This is a genomic window from uncultured Aquimonas sp., assembly GCF_937888285.1.
Classification (GTDB): Bacteria; Pseudomonadota; Gammaproteobacteria; order Xanthomonadales; family Xanthomonadaceae; genus Aquimonas.
In genome coordinates, this window is the sequence record NZ_CALART010000077.1 from 34,149 (window position 1) to 48,663 (window position 14,515).

General features: G+C 67.6%; 10 protein-coding genes. 4 read left to right on the forward strand and 6 right to left on the reverse strand.

Annotated features, from left to right (window positions below):
• Window positions 1-6 precede the first annotated feature (6 nt).
• On the forward strand, window positions 7-1,017 hold the full coding sequence (locus Q0654_RS14740) for a TIGR00266 family protein (protein ID WP_298855116.1): 1,011 nt from the start codon (window positions 7-9) through the stop codon (window positions 1,015-1,017).
• A 95-nt stretch (window positions 1,018-1,112) separates the two neighbouring features.
• On the opposite strand, the gene Q0654_RS14745 is transcribed toward Q0654_RS14740, so the two are convergent.
• Together Q0654_RS14745 and Q0654_RS14750 are read right to left on the reverse strand one after the other, a co-directional pair.
• Complete coding sequence (locus Q0654_RS14745) at window positions 1,113-2,147, reverse strand: isoaspartyl peptidase/L-asparaginase (protein WP_298855119.1); 1,035 nt, start codon at window positions 2,145-2,147, stop codon at window positions 1,113-1,115.
• Window positions 2,148-2,325: 178 nt separating this feature from the next.
• Window positions 2,326-3,408, reverse strand: coding sequence for an OmpA family protein (locus Q0654_RS14750; RefSeq protein WP_298855122.1), 1,083 nt, complete (start codon window positions 3,406-3,408; stop codon window positions 2,326-2,328).
• 353 nt (window positions 3,409-3,761) lie between these two features.
• On the opposite strand from Q0654_RS14750, the gene Q0654_RS14755 reads away from it, so the two are divergent.
• Window positions 3,762-5,786, forward strand: coding sequence for an NADPH-dependent 2,4-dienoyl-CoA reductase (locus Q0654_RS14755; RefSeq protein WP_298855125.1), 2,025 nt, complete (start codon window positions 3,762-3,764; stop codon window positions 5,784-5,786).
• Window positions 5,787-6,146: 360 nt separating this feature from the next.
• Entirely contained in the window at window positions 6,147-6,593 is a 447-nt protein-coding gene (locus Q0654_RS14760; protein ID WP_298855128.1) for a cell wall hydrolase, read from the forward strand.
• A gap of 78 nt (window positions 6,594-6,671) precedes the next feature.
• Here the strand turns inward: Q0654_RS14760 and prpE are convergent, their stop codons facing one another.
• The 4 genes from prpE to Q0654_RS14780 all read right to left on the reverse strand — a co-directional run bounded on the left by prpE (window position 6,672) and on the right by Q0654_RS14780 (window position 11,385).
• Window positions 6,672-8,564 carry a propionate--CoA ligase gene (gene prpE, locus Q0654_RS14765; RefSeq protein WP_298855131.1) on the reverse strand — a complete coding sequence of 631 codons (1,893 nt, stop codon included), beginning with the start codon at window positions 8,562-8,564 and terminating at the stop codon, window positions 6,672-6,674.
• A gap of 210 nt (window positions 8,565-8,774) precedes the next feature.
• Window positions 8,775-9,761 (reverse strand): malate dehydrogenase, encoded by a 987-nt coding sequence (locus Q0654_RS14770; protein WP_298855134.1) that lies wholly within the window; start codon window positions 9,759-9,761, stop codon window positions 8,775-8,777.
• Between the two features lie 71 nt (window positions 9,762-9,832).
• Window positions 9,833-10,189, reverse strand: coding sequence for a glutaredoxin domain-containing protein (locus tag Q0654_RS14775; RefSeq protein ID WP_298855137.1), 357 nt, complete (start codon window positions 10,187-10,189; stop codon window positions 9,833-9,835).
• Window positions 10,186-11,385 carry a pyridoxal phosphate-dependent aminotransferase gene (locus Q0654_RS14780; RefSeq protein WP_298855140.1) on the reverse strand — a complete coding sequence of 400 codons (1,200 nt, stop codon included), beginning with the start codon at window positions 11,383-11,385 and terminating at the stop codon, window positions 10,186-10,188. The genes Q0654_RS14775 and Q0654_RS14780 overlap by 4 nt, the downstream gene beginning before the upstream one ends.
• A 272-nt stretch (window positions 11,386-11,657) precedes the next feature.
• On the opposite strand from Q0654_RS14780, the gene Q0654_RS14785 reads away from it, so the two are divergent.
• Complete coding sequence (locus Q0654_RS14785) at window positions 11,658-14,483, forward strand: valine--tRNA ligase (protein ID WP_298855142.1); 2,826 nt, start codon at window positions 11,658-11,660, stop codon at window positions 14,481-14,483.
• The last annotated feature ends 32 nt before the right edge of the window (window positions 14,484-14,515 follow it).

A 14,515-nucleotide genomic window follows, 5' to 3' on the forward strand; every position in this document is an offset into this window, starting at 1 on the left:
GACCCCATGCACGCTTGGTACCTCAGCTACGGCGGCCAGCAGATCGGCCCGCTCGACCACGCCGCCGCCGCCGCGCAGGCGCGGCAGAACCCCAACGGCCACTGCTGGCGCGCCGGCTTTGCCGAGTGGATGCCGATCAACGCCTGCACCGAGCTCACCGGCGCCGCCGGCGGCGCGATGGTGACGCCTGCCGCACCGCCGCCAGTGGGGCAGCGCAGCGCCGATGAGATCGACTTCCAGGTCTTCGGCCACGACATGCAGTTCGTCGAGATCGAGCTGGATCCCGGCGAAAGCGCCGTCGCCGAAGCCGGCGCGATGATGTTCAAGGACGCGCAGATCCAGATGGAGACCGTGTTCGGCGACGGCAGCCACAGCGGCCAGGGCGGCAGCTTCATGGACAAGCTGCTGGGCGCCGGCAAGCGCGTGATCACCGGCGAGAGCCTTTTCACCACGCTGTTCTCGAACGCCGGCAGCGGCAAGGCCAAGGTCGCGTTCGCCTCGCCCTATCCGGGCACGATCATCCCGCTGTCGCTGAAGAATCACGGCGGCCGCCTGATCTGCCAGAAGGACAGCTTCCTGTGCGCTGCGCGCGGGGTCAGCATCGGCATCTTCTTCCAGAAGAAGATCATGACCGCGCTGTTCGGCGGCGAGGGCTTCATCATGCAGAAGCTCGAAGGTGACGGTCAGGTCTTCGTGCATGCAGGCGGCACCGTGGTCGAGCGCGAGCTGAAGGCCGGTGAGCGCCTGGATGTCGACACCGGCTGCGTGGTCGCGCTCACCCAGACCGTGGGCTTCGACGTCAAGCCCGTGGGCGGCATCAAGTCGATGCTGTTCGGCGGCGAGGGCGTCTTTCTGGCCACGCTGACCGGTCCCGGCCACGTGTGGCTGCAGTCCCTGCCCTTCTCGCGCATGGCCGGGCGCATGTTCGCTGCGGCCTACCAGCGCGGTGGCAGCAAGGAGGAAGGCTCGGTGCTGGGCGGCCTCGGCGGCATCCTGTCGGGCGATCGCGGCTTCTGAGCACGGCGTGAAACGCAGAAAGGCGCCGCACGCAGCGCGGCGCCTTTCTGCTTTGCCGTGGATTGATCCTCTGCCGAGGTTTCAGCCGGAGCGTTTCAGTCGGCCTTGTCGGGCGTGGTGCGCCCATCGGGATCAGCCTCATCGGCGAAGATCGCCACACCCCGATCGCCAGCGACGGTGACCCAGCCGCGGTACATGCCGGCGGTATTGAAGGGCATGCGGATCGCACCCTGGCCATCGATGGCGATGACCCCACCATCGCCGCCCAGTCTGGGCACCTCGTCCATCAGCACGGCATCGGCGGCGACTGCCAGGGTCTGCCCGCCGTAACGCATGCGCGCACAGATGTCGTGCGCCACCGACAGGCGGATGAAGTATTCACCCCAGCCGGTCGCCGAGACGCCGCAGTGGGCGTCGGCATAGGTGCCGGCGCCGATGATCGGCGCATCGCCGACCCGGCCCCAGCGCTTGTTGACCATGCCGCCGGTCGAGGTGGCCGCAGCGATGCGCCCGCGCTGATCGAATGCCACGGCACCGACCGTGCCGAAATAGGTCGAGGCGGGAATCGCCGCCTGCGCCTTCTCGCGTTCGAGCACGGTCTGCAGCTGGTTCCAGCGCTGCTCGGTGCGGAAGTAGGACGGGTCCACCTGCTCGATGCCGCGCTCTGCGGCGAAGCGCTCCGCGCCCTCGCCGATCAGCATCACGTGCGGCGAGTCGTCCATCACCTTGCGCGCGAGATCAATCGGATTGCGCACCGTGCGCAGGCCCGCCACGGCCCCGGCGCGCCGCGTACTGCCGTCCATGATCGAGGCGTCGAGCTCGTTGTGGCCCTCGTGCGTAAAGACCGCACCCTTGCCGGCGTTGAAGTAGGGCGAGTCCTCCAGCACCTTCACCGCGGCCACCACGGCGTCGAGGCTGGCCCCGCCCTCGGACAGCACGGCCGAACCTGCGTCCAGCGCGCGGTTGAGATCGGCGCGGATGGCAGCATCGATCTCCGGGGTGATCGCCTCGCGGGTGAGGGTGCCGGCGCCGCCGTGGATGACCAAGGCGAAGCGGCCATCCTCAGCGTGCGCGGCGAACGGCAGGGCAAGCGAGAGGGCAAGGCAGAGACGCGAGCGGCGGACAGTCATGGCTTGGGGCGCTGCTCTGAGGATGGGTCCGGCACCATCGCGACTGCGCGGATCATCGGTCAAGTGCCGATCGCATCGCCCGGCGACCCTGCTTCGCCACAGCACGTGCCGTGAGCCGAAAAAGGCGAAAGCCCGGCACAAGGCCGGGCTTTCGGGTCTTGCAGGCTGCGCGGGCAGATCAGTTCTGCACGTTCAGCTCGGTGCGGCGGTTCGTCTCGTTCTTGCACTCCGGCAGGTTCTGGCCGGTCGGCACCAGCGGACGGCTCTCGCCGTAGCCGGTCGGGCCCACCAGACGCGAGGCGCTGATGCCGTTCTGCGTCAGGAAGTCATACACCGCCTTGGCGCGGCTCTGCGACAGGGTCTGGTTGTAGGCGTCCGAACCGCACAGGTCGGTGTGGCCGGCCACTTCCACGCGCAGGTCGCTGTACTGGCGCAGGATGCTGACCACTTCGTTCAGGGTCGCCACCGCGTCAGGACGCAGGGTCGCCTTGTCGAAGTCGAAGTTCACGCCGCGCAGGTCGATCGTCACCGGAACCGGGCAGCCATCCGGGCCCACGGTCTGGCCGGGCGTGCTGTTCGGGCACTTGTCTTCGCAGTTGTTGACGCCGTCGCCGTCGTCATCCAGGTCCGCGCAGCTGACCTGCGGAGCCGGGTCCGGAGTGGGGGCCGGGGCCTCGACAGGCGCCTCAGCCTTGGCGCCCAGCGGGAACATCACGCCGATCGACATCACGCGGTCGGCGAACCAGTCCTCGCTGGCGACGCTGCTGTCGTCGAAGTCGAAGCGGGCGCCGTACTCGGCGCGCACCATGGCGCGGCCGAAGTCACGCTGGATGCCGACGCCCAGGTTCATGGCCAGGTTGTTGCCCTTGACTTCGCCGGGCGCACCCAGCGGGCTCTCGAACTCGCGCTCGTGGCGCCACACGCCGGCGCCCAGCGCCAGGTACGGGCCCCAGTTGTCGCCGGCTTCGCGGAAGTGGTAGCGACCGGTCAGACCCAAGCCGTACTGGCTCCAGTTCAGCGAGTTGCCGCGCAGCTGCGGGTTGGTGTAACCGATCTCGGCATCCAGCGACCAGTTGGGGGTGAAGAACTTGCCGAAGTTCAGGCCAAGCTGGCCGTTGTCCTTCAGGCCACGGGTGTCGTCGAACTCGACGATGCCCGCGGAGGCGCCGACGTACCAGCGATCATCGAAATCCTGCGCACTGACAGCGCCCATGAAACCGACGCCGGCCAGCAGCGCGCAGCAAAGGAGTTTCTTCTGCATTGGTGTTCTCCTGATGAGACGGGTGATGCAACGACGGACTGATTGAGTCCAGAACAATGCGCTGCTGGAAGACAGCACAGCGGGAACCACTGTAGACCCAAGCGATGACGGCCACGTTAACGCATTTGTAACAGGGTTCGCAAACGTGAGCACGGCTTTGTGGTGCCCGGAATGGGCGGACATCCGGAAACCGGCCTCTTTGCGCTTGCCGAGGCGATTGGGACCCGCCATCGACAACCCGGCCGGCGGTAGCGATCGGGGCACGCTGCGCCTGAAGCCCGCGGCCGATGGAGTCCTTGCCGGTCGACGCTGCCTTGGGCATCGTGATCGCGTTTCCCCACGGATCCATCGCAATGACCGCGCCCAGCTTTCCGAATCTCCTGAGCCCGCTCGATCTGGGCCATCTGACCCTGCGCAACCGGGTGCTGATGGGGTCCATGCATACGGGCCTTGAGGATCGCGCCAGCGACTTCCCGCGCCTTGCTGCCTACTTCGCCGAGCGCGCAAGGGGCGGCGTCGGCCTGATCGTCACCGGCGGCATTGCGCCGAACATGAGCGGCTGGGTCAAACCCTTTGCCGGCAAGCTGTCCTGGCCCTGGGAAGTGCGCCGGCATCGCAAGGTCACCTCGGCGGTCCACGCCGAGGGCGCCCACATCTGCATGCAGATCCTGCACGCAGGTCGCTATGCCTACCACCCGCTGGCGGTGGCGCCGTCAGCGCTGAAAGCGCCGATCTCACCCTTCAAGCCGCGGGCGCTGAGCGAGCGCGGCGTCGAAGCGCAGATCCGCGACTTCGTCCGCTGCGCCCAGCTGGCCCGCGAAGCCGGCTACGACGGCGTCGAGGTCATGGGCTCGGAGGGCTATCTGATCAACGAGTTCCTCGCGCCGCGCACCAACCACCGCGAGGACCGCTACGGCGGAAGCCTGGAGAACCGCATGCGCTTCGCGGTCGAAATCGTGCGCCGGACCCGCGTCGCACTGGGCCCTGACTTCCTGATCATCTATCGCCTCTCGATGCTCGATCTGGTCGAAGGCGGCAGCCGCTGGGAGGAAGTGGTCGCGACCGCCAAAGCGATCGAAGCGGCCGGCGCCAGCCTGATCAATACCGGCATCGGCTGGCATGAGGCGCGGGTGCCGACGATCGTGACCTCGGTGCCGCGGGCAGCCTTCGCCGGCATCACCGCGCGCCTGCGCCCCGAAGTCAGCCTGCCGCTGATCACCAGCAACCGGATCAACACGCCTGAAGTCGCCGAAGCCCTGCTGGCTGCGGGAACCGCCGATCTGGTCTCCATGGCGCGCCCGCTGCTGGCCGACCCCGCCTGGGTGAACAAGGCCCGGGCGGGGCGCAGTGCGGCGATCAACACCTGCATCGCCTGCAACCAGGCCTGCCTGGACCACGTGTTCGAGAACAAGCCGGCCAGCTGCCTGGTCAATCCCATGGCCTGCAGGGAAACCGAGATCGTGCTGCGCCCCGCCACCGCCCCCAGGCGCGTCGCTGTGGTCGGTGCCGGGCCGGCCGGCCTGGCCAGCGCCTGCGCCGCAGCCGAGCGCGGCCATCGCGTGGTCCTGTTCGAGGCTGCCGAGCAGCTCGGCGGACAGTTCAACCTCGCGCGACGTATTCCGGGCAAGGAGGAATTCAGCGAAACGCTGCGCTATTTCCAGACGCGCATCGACGAGCTCGGCGTCGAGCTGAGGCTGGGCACGCGCGCAGAGGCCGAACGACTGCGAGCGGAAGGCTTCGACGCGATCATCGTGGCGACAGGCGTTCGGCCGCGCATGCCGCAGATCGACGGCATCGAACACCCGATGGTGGTGGGCTACGCGGACGCGCTGCGCGGCGCGCCGGTCGGCCAGCGCGTGGCGGTGATCGGTGCCGGCGGAATCGGCTTCGATGTCTGCGAGTTCCTGAGCACGCCCCAGCCCTCGCCGACCGTCGAGCCCGAGCGCTGGATGGAAGAATGGGGCGTCGACATCCACTACACCGAGGGCGCAGGCCTGAAGCCTGCCCGGGTCGAGGACTCGCCGCGCCAGATCTGGATGCTCCAGCGCAGCAGCGGGCGTCCCGGTGCGCGCTTGAACAAGACGACAGGCTGGGTGCACCGCGCTGCGCTGAAGGGCAAGGGTGTCGCCGCCATCGCTGGCGTCGAGTACCTGCGCATCGACGACGCCGGCCTGCACTGCAGGGTGGAAGGCAAGGACAGGTTGTTCAGCGTTGACACTATCGTGGTGTGCGCCGGACAGGAATCGGAGAATCGCCTGTATCGCGAGCTGCAGTCCGCGGGAATCAGTGCGGTGCTGATCGGAGGCGCACTGCTGGCCAGCGAGGTCGATGCCAAGCGCGCCATCGAGGAGGGCGTGCGCGCCGCGGCCGCCCTTTGATGCCCGCGCGGGCATGCCAGTGCGGCTTTGCTCCATTGGATGACAAACCCGCGCCGGAACAGGCGTTCAGCTGTCACCGGTTCCATTCAGGTTGTATTTACTTTGCCGCTGTACTCTCGCCGCCAGCTCGCCCCGAGGTGACCTGGCCGGTGCCGGGGGCGCGAACGCGACCGCCCCCCGTGCAGGCCGTCCGTTCACATCCGTAGAGCGGCTGACGGCGAGGCGCCCTTCCTGCCCCCGTCAGGCGTGACCTTCAACGCCATGTCGGCGTAGCTCCCCTCCCCCGCAGCTTCACCAATCGCCCAAGTGGCGATGCGGACGGTGTGGTTCTGACGTCGACGCAACGGAACAGGAGTCCGCATGAAACTGGCCTGGATCCTCTGGTTGGCCAACGTGCTGCCGCAGCCCGTCGCCGATCCTCTGTGTCTTACCACCACAATCTATCTTGAAGCCCGCAACCAGTCGATCCTCGGCCAGCGCGCGGTTGCCGAAGTCGCGCTGCGTCGCCTGGAAGACGGGCGTTGGGGCGATTCGGTCTGCGAGGTGGTGACTGCACCCCGGCAGTTCGCGCCCACGCTGGTTTCTGGCAGGTTCGTCATCAAGAACCCGAAAGCCTGGGAGCGCGCTGCGGCGATCGCCTTCGACGCCCTGCGGGACTGGAGCAAGCCCAGCGGCAACCGCCGGCAGGTCGTGCCAGGTGCCAGCCACTTCCTGGTCAACGATCTTGTCAAACGCCCCAACTGGGCGCAGGGCACTCCGGTCGCCTTGATCGGCGATCACGCGTTCTACAGTGTGACTGAACTCTAGGCGCGACTTCAGCCATGGAAAGCACGAAGGGCGTCCAGCGGGACGCCCTTCGTGCTTTCAGACTCGGCGAATCGAAGTTCAGCCGACATCCGGTCCGCGCAGGAGGGCGGCACGCACGGCTTCCAGCGCCGACGGATCATCCAGCGTGGACAGGTCACCCGGATCGCGGCTCTCGACCAGGGCCTGCAGCGAACGCCGCAGCAGCTTGCCTGAGCGCGTTTTGGGCAGCGCATCGACGACGTACACGCGCGCCGGCTTCGCGACTGCGCCCAACTGTTCCACCACCTGACGCATCATCGCCTCCGCCGCTGCGCGCCGATCGGCGCCGTCGCCCCCCCTGAGCGTCGCGAACACGACCGGCACCTGGCCCTTCAGCTCGTCGGCCGCCCCGATCACCGCGGCCTCGGCGACCACGCCGCAGCCGGACACGGATTCCTCGATCTCGCGTGTGCCCAGGCGATGGCCGGCGACATTGATGACGTCGTCGGTGCGACCAAGGATGAAGTAGTAGCCGTCCTCATCGCGAATCGCCCAGTCCAGGGAGCTGTACAGCAGCTCCTTGAAATGGCTGAAGTAGCTGGAGAGGAAGCGCGCATCGTCGCCCCAAACCGTACTCAGGCATCCGGGCGGAAGCGGCGGCACGATCGCCAGCACGCCCTTCTCGCCCGCGCCGCAGGGCTCGCCGCTCACCTCATTGATGAGTTTCAGATTGAAGCCGAGGTTGGGCAGGCCGGGCGAACCGAACTTCGTGGGCTTGAGCTCCAGCCCCGGCTGCAGGCAGAGCACCGGCCAGCCGGTTTCGGTCTGCCAGTAGTTGTCGATGACCGGTACGCCCAGGGCCTCGTTGATCCAGCGCGCGGTGGGCTCGTCGAGCGGCTCGCCGGCCAGGAACAGCCACTTCAGCGCCGACAGGTCGTGCTTCTTCAGCCACGACGGATCCTGTTTCTTCAGCACGCGCACCGCCGTCGGCGACGAGAACAGCGTGCGCACGCCGTATTGCGCGCACAGCTCCCACCAGATGCCGGGATCGGGCGTGGTCGGCAAGCCCTCGTAGACGATCGTGGTGGCGCCGACGATCAGCGGCCCGTAAACGATGTAGGAGTGGCCGACCACCCAGCCGACGTCCGAGGTCGAGAACATCACCTGGCCGGGACCGACGTCGAACACGGTGCGCATCGACAGGGCCAGCGCCACCGCGTAGCCGCCGGTATCGCGCTGCACACCCTTGGGCTTGCCGGTGGTGCCCGAGGTGTAGAGCAGGTAGCTGGGCTCGTTGCTCTCGCGCCAGACCACGGGAACCGTCACTTCGACAAAGGGCGCCGAGGCCTCCGCGTAATCAACGTCACGCCCCGCCGTACGCGGCATGTCGGCATCGAGCCCGCGGTTCATCACCAGAACCTGCGCCGGCGGATGCTTCGCCTCGGCCAGCGCGGCGTCGACCAGCGGCTTGTAGCGGATCACCTTGCCCGAGCGCAGGCCGGCATCGGCGCAGATCAGCAGCCTGGGCTGGGCGTCGTCGATGCGCAGGGCGAGGTTGTGGGCGGCAAAGCCGCCGAACACCACCGAGTGGATCGCGCCGATGCGCGCACAGGCGAGCATGGCGATCACCGCCTCGCCCGTGTTCGGCATGTAGATGACCACGCGGTCGCCCTCCCCCACGCCGAGCGAACGGATCGTCGCGGCGCACTGGCTGACCGCCCGATGCAGCTGCGCGTAGGTCCAGGTCTGGCGCTTTCCGGTCTCGGTCGAGACCGCGATGAGAGCGGGCAGATCGGCGCGCGCCGCCAGATGGCGGTCGATCGCGTTGTGGCAAAGGTTGGTGCGCCCGCCGACGAACCAGCGCCGGAACGGTGGCCTGGAATCATCGAGGATCTGCTGTGGTGGCGTCTCCCAATCAATGGCCTTGGCGGCCTCGGCCCAGAAGGCCTCAGGCTGTTCGATCGAGTGACGATAGAGGTCGTCGTAGCGCATGGCCGGTGCTCCGCAGGGGATTCACGAAGCCTAGACCGATGCGGGGTGGCGCGCCTGTCGACGTTGGTCTGAAGGGCCGGGAATCGGGATTCGGGATTCGGGATTCGTCAGAGCAGGTCGCGGCAGGGCTGAGCCCGGGGCCTCACAGCGCTGGAAGCGAAAAGGGCGGCCCTTTGGCCGCCCTTTCCTGGGACAACTGCGGTGCAGGCTTCAGCCCAGCAGATGCGCCACGCCGGCGCGCTCTTCTTCCAGCTCGTTGAGCGTGAAGTTGATGCGCTCCTGCGAGAATTCGTCAATCGCGAGGCCCTGCACGATCTCGTACTTGCCATTCGTGCAGGTGACCGGGTAGCCGAACATCACGTCCTTCGGAATGCCGTAGCTGCCGTCCGACGGAATGCCCATCGTGACCCACTTGCCGTTCGTGCCCAGCACCCAGTCGCGGATGTGGTCGATGGCCGCATTGGCTGCCGAAGCCGCCGAGGACAGGCCGCGGGCTTCGATGATCGCCGCGCCGCGCTTGGCGACCTTGGGGATGAACGTCTCGCGGTTCCAGGCCTCGTCGGCGATCGTGTCCTTCAGCGAGGCGCCGCCGGCGGTGGCGAAGCGGTAGTCGGGGTACATGGTCGGGCTGTGGTTGCCCCACACCACCAGCTTCTCGATGTCGGCCACGGCCACGCCGGCCTTGTTGGCCAGCTGCGACAGCGCGCGGTTGTGGTCCAGGCGCAGCATCGCGGTGAAGTTCTTCGCCGGCAGGTCCGGCGCCGACTTCATCGCGATGTAGGCATTGGTGTTGGCCGGGTTGCCGACCACCAGCACCTTGACGTTGCGCGAGGCGACCTTGTTCAGGGCGCGGCCCTGCACGGTGAAGATCTCGGCGTTCTTCAGCAGCAGATCCTTGCGCTCCATGCCCGGGCCGCGCGGCATGGCGCCGACCAGCAGGGCGACGTCCGCATCCTTGAAGGCCACTTCCGGATCATCGGTGCCGACCATGCCCGCCAGCAGCGGGAAGGCGCAGTCTTCGAGCTCCATCATCACGCCCTTGAGCGCCGCCTGGGCCTTCTCCATCGGCAGCTCGAGCATCTGCAGGATCACCGGCTGGTCCTTGCCGAGCATCTCGCCGGAAGCGATGCGGAACAGCAGGGAGTAGCCGATCTGGCCGGCGGCGCCGGTGACTGCAACGCGGACGGGGGTCTTCATGGGAGGGTCCTGTGTCGTCTTCTGGGGTGGGTGGAAGGTCTGCACTTGCATCGCTGGGGCAATGACTGGCCTCAGCGCATCTCGTAGCCGAGCACCGCGAGGTGCTGCTGCAGCGCCGGCCGGTTGTAGCCATGGATGATCTCGTCGCCGATGACGGTCGTCGGCACGCCGCGACCGCCCAGGGCCTCGACTGCATCACGTCCGGCAGCGGTGTCGAAATCGAGCTCGGTGAAGCGCACGCCGGCGGCACGGAACTCGGCCAGCTGCTTCTGGCAATAGCCGCACCACTCGGCGCTGACCATCACCACGCGAGAGGGATCCCCCGCGCCCGGCAGGCTGTTCAAGGCGGCGTCGAGCGACCGCCCCGAGCGCCAGAAGCCGATGGCCACCAGCGCCGCAAGGAGCAGCAGCCAGACGCGAGCGCTCACGCAAGCTCCGCGAAGAAAGCCTGGATGCGCTTCAGACCCTCGGTGAGCTGCTCATCCGGGCAGGTGTAGGAAATGCGCAGCGCACGTGGCTCGCCGAAGGCCGAGCCCGGCACGCAGGCCACGCCCTTGGCTTCGAGCAGGGCCGCGCAGAAATCCACGTCGCTGGCGATCACGCGATCGCCGTGCCGGCGGCCGAAGGCGCAGGCGATGTCGGGGAAGACGTAGAAGGCGCCCTCCGGCTTCGGGCATACCACGCCAGGGATCTGCGCCAGCGCCGCCAGCACCTGGTCGCGCTTGGCCTCGAACTCGCGCACCTTGGCAGCCGGCACGTCTTGCGGCCCCGACAGTGCCGCGATGGCGGCGGCGATCACCACCTCGGGCACGTTGGTGATGTGGTTGGAGTTGAGCGTGGTCAGCGCCTGCGCCACCGACTCCGGCCCGGCCATGAAGCCCACGCGCCAGCCCGGCATGCCATAGGTCTTGGACAGCGAGTCGACGAAGATCACGCGGTCCGCCAGCTCCGGGCGGAAGTGCAGCACGTTGTGGTAGCTCTGACCGCTGAACACCATGCGGTGGTAGATGTCGTCGCAGATCATCCAGACGTCGGGATGCCGCGCCACCACGTCGGCGATGGCGGCGATCTCTTCGCCGCTGTAGACCATGCCGGTCGGGTTGGACGGATTGTTGAACAGGAACACCTTGGGCCCGCGCGCGAGCGCGGCATCCAGCTGCTCCGGCGTCAGCTTGTAGTTCTGGCTGGCCGGACACGGCAGCGCGGTAGCGCGTGCGCCGACGATCTCGGCGATGTCGGCGTAGGTCGTCCAGTAGGGCGAGGGGAAGACGATCTCGTCGCCTGGATCGAGCAGGGCTTCGGCCAGGTTGTAGAGGATGTGCTTGGCACCAATGCCGGTGGCGCAGTGCTTGCGCTGGTAGCCGGTCAGACCGGCTGCGCCGATGTGCTTCAGGAAGGCATCGAGCAGCGCATCCGGGCCGCGGTTGCTGCCGTACTGGCCGCTGTCGTGCTCCAGCGCCTCGCGCGCGGCGGCATACACATGCGGACCGGGCAGGAAATTCGGCACGCCGATCGAGAAGCTGATGACCTCGCGGCCGGCGGCCTTCATCTGCCGGGTCTTCTCGACGATCTGCATGATCGCGCTGGGCTTCGCGCGCCCCATGCGCTGGGCAAGCTTGGGCATGTGCACCCTCGTGTGGTGGGCCAACCCGGCGACGTGCGCGGCTTCTCCCGAAGCGGCGCAGGCGCGGGCAGAAAACCGCCGAAGTCTAGCATGCGGGACCCGCCTGACCGAGCCGGGCGAATGCGGCCATGGTCGACACCCGCAGCGTTTCCATGGCCTGCAGCTGCGCGCTTTCGGGCTCCAGCCCCCTCCCCTACAATTGGCGCCCCCCTTACCACCCCGGAGCGGGCGCCGCGCGCAGGCTTGCGCTGCCGGCCCCATCGAACGCGCGCATGGACAAGAGCTTCAACCCGCAGGATTTCGAGTCGAGCTGGTACGCACGCTGGGAACAGAGCGGCTGCTTCAAGCCGACCGGCACCGGCCCCGCCTACAGCATCCTGCTGCCGCCGCCGAACGTCACCGGCACCCTGCACATGGGCCATGCGTTCCAGCACACCCTGATGGACACGCTGGTGCGCTACCACCGCATGCGCGGCTACGACACCCTGTGGCAGATGGGCACCGACCATGCCGGCATCGCCACCGAGATGGTGGTGAGCCGCAACCTCGCGCTCGAGGGCAAGGGCGAAACCCGCGACAGCCTGGGCCGCGACGGCTTCATCGAGCGCGTCTGGGCCTGGAAGCAGGAATCCGGCGACACCATCGAGCGGCAGATGCGGCGCATGGGCACCTCCGGCGACTGGTCGCGCAGCGTGTTCACGATGGACCCGATGCCGTCCGAGGCCGTTATCGAGTGCTTCGTGAAGCTCTACGAGCAGGGCCTGATCTACCGCGGCAAGAAGCTGGTCAACTGGGACCCGGTGCTGAAGACCGCGATCTCCGACCTCGAAGTGGTCAGCGAGGAAGAGGAAGGGCGGCTGTGGTCGATCCGCTACCCGCTGGCGGACGGCGTGAGCTACGAGCACGTCGAGGTCGATGCCGAGGGCGTCGAGACCCTGCGAGAAACCCGCGACTACCTTGTGGTGGCGACCACCCGCCCCGAGACCATGCTCGGCGACACCGCGGTGATGGTGCACCCGGAAGACGCGCGCTACGCCAGCCTGATCGGCAAGACCGTGCGCCTGCCGCTGTCGAACCGCGAGATCCCGATCATCGCGGATGCCTACGTCGACAAGGCCTTTGGCACCGGCTGCGTCAAGGTCACGCCGGCGCATGATTTCAATGACCATGCGGTCGGCCAGCGGCACGGCCTGCCGATGATCAACATCCTCACTGATGAGGCCGCGATCAACGACAACGGGCCGGAGAAGTACCGTGGCCTCGACCGCTTCGCCGCACGCAAGGTGGTGCTTGCCGACCTCGAAGCCGAAGGCTGGCTGCTGGAGGAGAAGAAGCACAAGCTGATGGTGCCCAGAGGCGACCGCACCGGCCAGGTGATCGAGCCCTACCTGACCGACCAGTGGTTCGTGCGCATGGACGCCATGGGCAAGCGCGGGCTGGAGCTGGTCGAGAACGGAACCATCGAGTTCGTGCCGCCGAACTGGATCAACACCTACCGTCACTGGATGGAGAATATCCAGGACTGGTGCATCAGCCGCCAGCTCTGGTGGGGCCATCGCATTCCGGCCTGGTATGACGAAGCCGGCAACATCATCGTGGCGCGCTCGGAGGAGGAGGCCTACGCCAAGGCTTCAGCCCATGGTGGGCCAGGGCCCACCCTATCCAGGGACAAGGATGTGCTGGAAACCTGGTTCAGCTCCGCGCTGTGGCCCTTCTCCACCCAAGGCTGGCCGGATGAGGCCGCCATGGCCGAGCGCGGTTTCGATCGCTATCTGCCGTCCTCGGTGCTGGTGACCGGCTTCGACATCATCTTCTTCTGGGTCGCCCGGATGGTGATGATGACCGACCACTTCACCGGCCAGATCCCGTTCAAGCACGTCTACATCACCGGCCTGGTGCGCGATGCGCAGGGCCAGAAGATGTCGAAGTCGAAGGGCAATGTGCTCGACCCGATCGACCTGATCGACGGCATCAGCGCCGATGATCTCGTCGCCAAGCGCACCAGCGGGCTCATGAAGCCGCAGGACGCGCCGAAGATCGAGAAGGCCACGCGCAAGGAGTTCCCGGAGGGCATTCCCGCCTTCGGTGCGGATGCCTTGCGCTTCACCTTCGCCAGCCTCGCCACCCACGGCCGCGACATCAAGTTCGACCTCAATCGCTGCGAGGGCTACAAGAACTTCTGCAACAAGCTGTGGAACGCCGCGCGCTTCGTGCTGATGAACGTTGGCGAGGCCAGCTTCGAAGGCCACCCCAATCCGCGCACCGACGCCGAGCGCTGGATCCTGGCGCGGCTCGACCGCATGGTCGCCGAGGTGCACGCGCAGTTCGCCGGCTATCGCTTCGACCTGGCCTCGCAGGCCATGTACGAGTTCGCCTGGAACGAGTTCTGCGACTGGTTCGTCGAGCTGGCCAAGCCGGCGCTCACTGGCGAGGACGCCGACGCCGCCAGCAGCACCCGCCACACCCTGCTGCACGTGCTCGAAACCCTGCTGCGCGCCCTGCACCCGCTGATCCCGTTCGTCACCGAAGAAATCTGGCAGCACGTGGCGCCCAAGCTGGGCCGCGGCGCCGACAGCATCAGCCGAGTCAGTTACCCCGAGGCCAGCGCCGGCAGCGACTACGCGCAGTCCGAGGCCGACATCGAGTGGCTGAAGAAGGTGGTGAGCGCGCTGCGGCAGATCCGCAGCGAGCTGCAGCTCTCGCCCGGCAAGCCGGTGCCCCTGCTGCTGGCCGGTGGCGATGCCGCGGACCGTTCGCGCTTTGAACGCTTCGGCCGGCAGATCGGCTTCCTGTGCAAGCTGGAGTCGCAGACCTGGCTGGCCAGCGAAGCGGACGCACCCGCCGCCGCACCGGCCGTGCTGGGCGAGCTGACCCTGTTGATCCCGCTCGAAGGTCTGGTCGATCTCGACGCCGAGCGCGCCCGCCTCGACAAGGAGATCAAGCGCATCCAGGGCGAGATCGCCAAGTGCGAGGGCAAGCTCGGCAACGCCAACTTCGTCGCCAATGCGCCGGCCGAGGTGGTGATGCAGGAGCGCCAGCGCATCGGCGATTTCAGCGCCCAGCTGAAGGGCCTCGCCGCCCAGCGCGCGCGGCTGTGATGTCGAGCTGACCGAACAGCGCGGGCGCCGGA

Excerpts from the sequence above, each read along its gene's own strand:
- Q0654_RS14740 (WP_298855116.1), top strand. The coding sequence starts at position 7 with ATGCACGCTTGGTACCTCAGCTACGGCGGCCAGCAGATCGGCCCGCTC.
- Q0654_RS14745 (WP_298855119.1), bottom strand. The coding sequence starts at position 2,147 with ATGACTGTCCGCCGCTCGCGTCTCTGCCTTGCCCTCTCGCTTGCCCTG.
- Q0654_RS14750 (WP_298855122.1), bottom strand. The coding sequence starts at position 3,408 with ATGCAGAAGAAACTCCTTTGCTGCGCGCTGCTGGCCGGCGTCGGTTTC.
- Q0654_RS14755 (WP_298855125.1), top strand. The coding sequence starts at position 3,762 with ATGACCGCGCCCAGCTTTCCGAATCTCCTGAGCCCGCTCGATCTGGGC.
- Q0654_RS14760 (WP_298855128.1), top strand. The coding sequence starts at position 6,147 with ATGAAACTGGCCTGGATCCTCTGGTTGGCCAACGTGCTGCCGCAGCCC.
- prpE (WP_298855131.1), bottom strand. The coding sequence starts at position 8,564 with ATGCGCTACGACGACCTCTATCGTCACTCGATCGAACAGCCTGAGGCC.
- Q0654_RS14770 (WP_298855134.1), bottom strand. The coding sequence starts at position 9,761 with ATGAAGACCCCCGTCCGCGTTGCAGTCACCGGCGCCGCCGGCCAGATC.
- Q0654_RS14780 (WP_298855140.1), bottom strand. The coding sequence starts at position 11,385 with ATGCCCAAGCTTGCCCAGCGCATGGGGCGCGCGAAGCCCAGCGCGATC.
- Q0654_RS14785 (WP_298855142.1), top strand. The coding sequence starts at position 11,658 with ATGGACAAGAGCTTCAACCCGCAGGATTTCGAGTCGAGCTGGTACGCA.